Annotated in this window: 4 protein-coding genes; all 4 read left to right on the plus strand. The window is 66.8% G+C overall.

Annotation, left to right across the window (positions count from 1 at the left end):
• Positions 1-210 precede the first annotated feature (210 nt).
• The 4 genes from G5A07_RS20935 to gnd all read left to right on the plus strand — a co-directional run bounded on the left by G5A07_RS20935 (position 211) and on the right by gnd (position 5,399).
• Positions 211-2,388, plus strand: coding sequence for a carboxy terminal-processing peptidase (locus G5A07_RS20935; protein ID WP_010480977.1), 2,178 nt, complete (start codon positions 211-213; stop codon positions 2,386-2,388).
• A gap of 242 nt (positions 2,389-2,630) precedes the next feature.
• The gene (locus tag G5A07_RS20940; protein ID WP_191863947.1) at positions 2,631-3,227 is read left to right on the plus strand and encodes a DUF2242 domain-containing protein; all 597 of its coding nucleotides are present in this window, start codon (positions 2,631-2,633) and stop codon (positions 3,225-3,227) included.
• Between the two features lie 17 nt (positions 3,228-3,244).
• Positions 3,245-4,483, plus strand: coding sequence for a hypothetical protein (locus G5A07_RS20945; RefSeq protein ID WP_191863948.1), 1,239 nt, complete (start codon positions 3,245-3,247; stop codon positions 4,481-4,483).
• Positions 4,484-4,493: 10 nt separating this feature from the next.
• On the plus strand, positions 4,494-5,399 hold the full coding sequence (gene gnd / locus G5A07_RS20950; protein ID WP_019338841.1) for a phosphogluconate dehydrogenase (NAD(+)-dependent, decarboxylating): 906 nt from the start codon (positions 4,494-4,496) through the stop codon (positions 5,397-5,399).
• Positions 5,400-5,576 lie beyond the last annotated feature (177 nt).

The following is a 5,576-nucleotide window of genomic DNA, read 5'->3' on the forward strand; positions in this document are numbered from 1 at the left end:
TGCGCTCGCCGGGCATGGCCCGGCGCTACCGGTGGGTGCGGACCGTTGGTCCGCACGCCTTGCCCTGCATTCACAATTTGCTACACCGGCCCCGCTAGGCTGGTTTTCCACCGAGCGCGGCCGGGTGACAAACCCGGCAACTTTCGGCACTGTCGTGGTGTCTGAACACCACGCAGTCTCCCCCTTGGCAAGGCGCCTTCGAGCACGTCAATGAAATTCAAAGCCCCCGCATTCCTGATGGCCCTGGCGCTGGTTGCGCCGCTGGCGCTGGCGGCCAAGGCCGACTCGCCGGCATTGCCCGCCGCGGCAACCGCCGATCAGGTGACCACCTCCAAGCTGGTGTACGGCCTGTTGTCCGACAGCCGTTACGCCTACCGCCCGCGCGCGCTGGACGAGGCCACCTCCAAGGACGTGTTCAAGCGCTACCTGGAGACGCTGGACGGCGGCAAGCAGTACTTCACCCAGGCCGACGTGGCGCGCTTCGCGCCGTTCGAAGCCAACATCTCCTCGGCCATCCGTGGCGGCGAGCTGGAGCCGGCGTTCCAGGTGTTCGCGGTCTACAAGCAGCGCGTCGGCGAACGTGTGGCCTATGCGCGCAAGCTGCTCAAGCAGGAGCCGGACTTCACCACCGACGAGCGCTTCGAATACGACCGCAAGAAGGTGCCGTGGGCGGCCAGCAGCGCCGAACTGGATGAGCTGTGGCGCAAGTCGGTGAAGAACGACTGGCTGCGCCTGAAGCTGGCCGGCAAGAAGCCGGACGACATCCGCAAGACGCTGGACAAACGCTACGCGACGCTGGAGAAGTCGGTCAATGAACTGAAGGGCGAAGACGTCTTCCAGTTCTTCATGAATTCGTACACCAGCGCGGTCGATCCGCACACCGATTACTTCACCCCGCGCACCGCCGAGAACTTCAACCAGGCGATGTCGCTGTCGCTGGAAGGCATCGGTGCGCAGCTGCAGCGCCAGGACGACGTGGTGGTGATCCGCGAGATCATCGCCGGTGGTCCGGCTGCGGTGGACGGCACGCTGAAGCCGGGTGACCGTATCGTCGGCGTCGGCCAGGGCAAGTCCGGCCTGGTCGAGGACGTGATCGGCTGGCGCATCGACGATGTCGTGGCCAAGATCCGTGGCGCCAAGGACACCCAGGTCAAGCTGGAATTCATTCCGGCCGCTGAAGGTGCCGACGGCAAGCACCACACCCTGGTGCTGACCCGCCAGAAGGTGCGCCTGGCCGAACAGGCTGCCAAGGGCGAGACCATGACCATTCCGGCCGCCAACGGCGAGCCGGCACGCAAGGTCGGTGTGATCAAGCTGCCGACCTTCTACCAGGACTTCGAAGGCCGTCGCCGCAATGCGGCCGATTACGCTTCGGCCACCCGCGACGTGGCCAAGCTGCTGGCCGGCTTCAAGAACGACAAGCTGGATGGCGTGGTGCTGGATCTGCGCAACAACGGCGGTGGTTCGCTGGACGAAGCCATTGAACTGACCGGCCTGTTCATCGAGCAGGGCCCGGTGGTGCAGGTGCGCGAGTCCGGTGGCCGCGTCACCGTCAACAGCGACCGCAACCAGGGCGTGGCATGGGATGGCCCGCTGGCGGTGCTGATCAACCGCGGCTCGGCCTCGGCCTCGGAGATCTTCGCCGGTGCCATCCAGGATTACGGCCGTGGCCTTGTGATCGGTGAGACCAGCTTCGGCAAGGGCACGGTGCAGAACATCGTCGACCTCGACCGTTGGCCGAGTGGTGAGACCCAGCGCTTCGGTCAGGTCAAGCTGACCATCGCCCAGTTCTTCCGCATCAGCGGCAGCAGCACCCAGCACAAGGGTGTGGTGCCGGACCTGGCCTTCCCGGCCAGCGTCGATGCCACCGAGTTCGGCGAGAGCACCTACGACAACGCGCTGCCGTGGACCCGCATCGCTGCCGTGCCGCACACCCAGTACGGCAACTTCGCGCCGCTGCTGCCGAAGCTGGAAACCCGCCATGACGCGCGCATTGCCGCCGACAAGGAATTCCAGTGGTGGAACGAGGACGTGCAGCAGTTCCGCACCGAGGCCGCGAAGAAGTACATCTCGCTCAACGAGGCCACCCGCCGCGCCGAGCGTGAGCGCCAGGACACCCAGCGCAAGGAGCGCCAGGCAATGCGCAAGGAACTGGGCCTGGCCCTGGACCCGCTGGCCGATGACAGCAACGACGACGGCCTGACGGGCAACGAGCGCGACATCGTCAAGGATGCCGCACGCGAGAAGGCTGCTGAGAAGCGTCCTGACCCGCTGCTGCGCGAGTCGGCCTCGATCCTGGCCGATGCGGTGAACCTGCTGGCCAGCGACCGCCCGCTGTCGGCGCAGGTGCTGCCGCAGTCCACCGGCGCCGGTCGCTGGGCGGACTGAGCCGGCGACGGCATGCGATACCGCAGGGGGCCGGCATTGCCGGCCCCTTTTCGTTTGGGTGCCTCCGTCCCGGTAGCGCCGGGCCATGCCCGGCGAGCCACATGCCACAAACGACTTAATCCCCTCCGTCCCTTTTTTGTGCATGAACAGGCAGCAACGGGGTGGCGCGGTCATGCCGGTTTCGACCCGCCGCACACGGCCGCAGGACTACCCTTGGCGGTACCGTCCTCGCAGGAGTACCCATGCGGGCCTCCCGTCTTTCCAGTGCTGTTGTGGCGCTTGGCAGCGCCCTGATCCTGTCGGCCTGTGGTGGCCGCACCGCCGACAGTACCCTGCTGCGCGAATCCTTCGACTCCGGCGACACGTTCTCGCGTACCGTCGATGGCCGCCCGGGCGAAGCCTGTGAAGCCGCGCGACGCACCCTGCTCAGCCAGGGCTATGCCATCGCCCGTGCCGATGACGCACAGGTGGAAGGCAACAAGAACTTCCAGCCGCGCGAAGACGACCATGAGCAGCTGGTGCTGCGCATCTCCTGCGCGCCGCGTGGCAACCAGACGCTGGTGTTCGTCAGTGCGGTGCAGGACCGCTATGCGCTGAAGAAGAGCCCGACCTCAGCCAGTGTCGGTGTCGGTGCGCTGGGCTCGGTATCGCTGCCGTTCGGCAGCAACGACGATTCGTTGGTGAAAGTGGCGAGCAGCACGGTCACCGACGCCGATTTCTATCGCCGCTTCTTCCAGCGCCTGCAGCAGTACCTGCCGCCGGCTGCGGGCACGCCATCACCGTTGCCGCCGCCCTCTAAAGTTCCTGAGCCCGCACCCGCCCGCACGGACCAGGGCTGAACGTGCACGGCGGGTTGATGGGCGCGGCCCTGCTGCTGGCGCCCGTGCTGGGCATGGCGGCCACAGCCGCCGACTGTACGCAGGGGCTGCTGCAGCGGCTGGGCTGGCGTTTCGATGAAGCCGCGCTCAGTGCGCCGCAGGTCCACGGCGGCGCAGTGTGTACGCGCGCGTCGCTGGCCGAGTCGCAGGCTGCCGGCGACCTGCACGTGCGCTGGCCGGCAGACATGTCTGCTACAGCGCGCCAGGCGTTGCTGCAGCAGCTGCTGGACGATCCGGCCACGGTCTGCGCCTATGCGTTCGAGCTGGGTGCAGCCACGCAACGTGCCGCTACTGCATTGCAGGGCAATCCAGAATTCCGCTTTTCCGGCCCGCAGCTGGGCTGGATCGGCTTCGGCCTGCAGGGGCCGCGCGCGCAAGGCTGGCAGCGCACGCGAAGTTTCGGCCGTGGTTTCGTGCCCACTGCGAGCAACAGCCAGGCGCTGCAGGCGTTCTACAGCGGCAATGTGCGCGCCGAATGCGGAGTCGGCCGCCAGGTCGCGCAGCTGTCCGCCCAGCGCGAGCTGTATGGCGATGCTGCATTCGACGCCGAATTTGCCGCAGAGGAGCTGTCGATCGGCACGTTCCTCGCCCTGCACGGTACCGACAGCATTCTGCTCGGCGCTCATTCCGGCGATTTCTTCGCCGATGGCAAGGCGGTGCGCACCTCGGCGATGGGGCGACAGGCGTTCGTGGGCGTGCCCGGTTTCATCGAACATGTGTACGACAAGGGCACGTTGGACGACCTGAGCAACCAGGCCGAGAACTTCGTGGTGGTTGACGTGGGCGCGGACGCTGCGCAGGCCCTGGCCACCCACGGCGGCCTGGCCTGGTACGACCAGCGCAATGTCGAACTATGGAAACTCGCGCAGGACATCCCGCGGATCGGCCAGCGCTACTTCGAGCGCCTGCTGTTCGAGCGCGATCCGGACCTTCGTGCACGGCTGGAACCGCGCTACCACGCCACGCTGGCACGCATGGACCAGCTGCTGGACGATCCGTTCTACCAGCAGTTCGTGATCTATGTGCACCCACGCGGTATACGTCCCATCGGCTACCACGTCGCCCGCCTGCTTGATCGCAACCCACGAACGCCGTTTTCGATCGACCTGGCGGTGCACAATCTGCATACCACGCTCTACCGGCGTTGGCGCGAGGCGCAGCTGCGCCACTGCGCGGCTACCGGCAGGCCAGGCAGCCTGACCCTAGACCCCAACTGAAGGTGAAACAATGGACATTGCAATGATCGGCCTCGGCCGCATGGGCGCCAACATGGCCCAGCGCCTGCATCGCGGCGGCCACCGCGTGGTTGGCTACGACCCGGGCGAAGGCGCCCGCCAGCGCGCCGCCGAGGCCGGCCTGGAAGTGGTCGATTCGCTGGCAGCTGCCGTGGCGGCGCTGCCGGTACCGCGCGTGGTGTGGCTGATGGTGCCGGCCGGCGAAACCGTCGACCAGACGCTGGGCCAGCTGACCCCGCACCTGGCCGAAGGTGACATCGTGATCGACGGCGGCAACTCCAACTACCAGGACTCGATCCGCCGCGCCAAGACGCTGGCCGAGGATGACCTGGGCTACGTCGACTGCGGCACCAGCGGTGGCGTGTGGGGCCTGCAGGAAGGCTACAGCCTGATGGTCGGTGGCGAAGCCTCGGTGGTGGAGCAGATCGCACCGCTGCTGCGCACGCTGGCACCGGCCGAAGATCGCGGCTGGGCACGTGTCGGCCCGTCCGGCGCTGGCCACTTCACCAAGATGGTCCACAACGGCATCGAATACGGAATGATGCAGGCCTACGCCGAAGGCTTCGCGCTGATGGAGCGCAAGCAGGAGATGGAGCTGGACCTGGCCCAGGTGGCCGAGGTGTGGCGCCACGGCAGCGTGGTGCGCTCGTGGCTGCTGGACCTGAGCACCGAAGCCCTCAAGCGCAATCCGTCGCTGGATGGCATCGCGCCGTACGTGGAGGATTCTGGTGAAGGCCGCTGGACCGTGGCCGAAGCGATCGCACTGGATGTGCCGGCACCGGTGATCACCTTGTCGCTGCTGGAACGCCTGCGCTCGCGTGAATCCAATTCGTTCACCGACCGCCTGCTGTCGGCGATGCGCAATGAATTCGGCGGCCACGCCATCAAGAAGTCGTAAGCCTTGCTGGGGTCGGAGCCCTTTCCGCAGGAAAGGGCTCCGACCCCATGAGGCCACACGAGCGCATTCCGATCATTTCCACGCCATCCACGCATGGCGTGGATCTACTGTGCCGACCAACGGTCGGCACCCACCAACAGCCGCGGGAAACTGTCGAAGGCGGGGTGGGTCCGGTTG

Origin of the sequence: Stenotrophomonas sp. AS012628 (assembly GCF_010608305.1) — a bacterium.
Classification (GTDB): Bacteria; Pseudomonadota; Gammaproteobacteria; order Xanthomonadales; family Xanthomonadaceae; genus Stenotrophomonas; species Stenotrophomonas geniculata.

What these genes read in the sequence shown, in the direction of transcription:
- G5A07_RS20945 (WP_191863948.1), top strand. Translation starts at nt 3,245, where the DNA reads ATGGGCGCGGCCCTGCTGCTGGCGCCCGTGCTGGGCATGGCGGCCACA.
- gnd (WP_019338841.1), top strand. Translation starts at nt 4,494, where the DNA reads ATGGACATTGCAATGATCGGCCTCGGCCGCATGGGCGCCAACATGGCC.
- G5A07_RS20940 (WP_191863947.1), top strand. Translation starts at nt 2,631, where the DNA reads ATGCGGGCCTCCCGTCTTTCCAGTGCTGTTGTGGCGCTTGGCAGCGCC.
- G5A07_RS20935 (WP_010480977.1), top strand. Translation starts at nt 211, where the DNA reads ATGAAATTCAAAGCCCCCGCATTCCTGATGGCCCTGGCGCTGGTTGCG.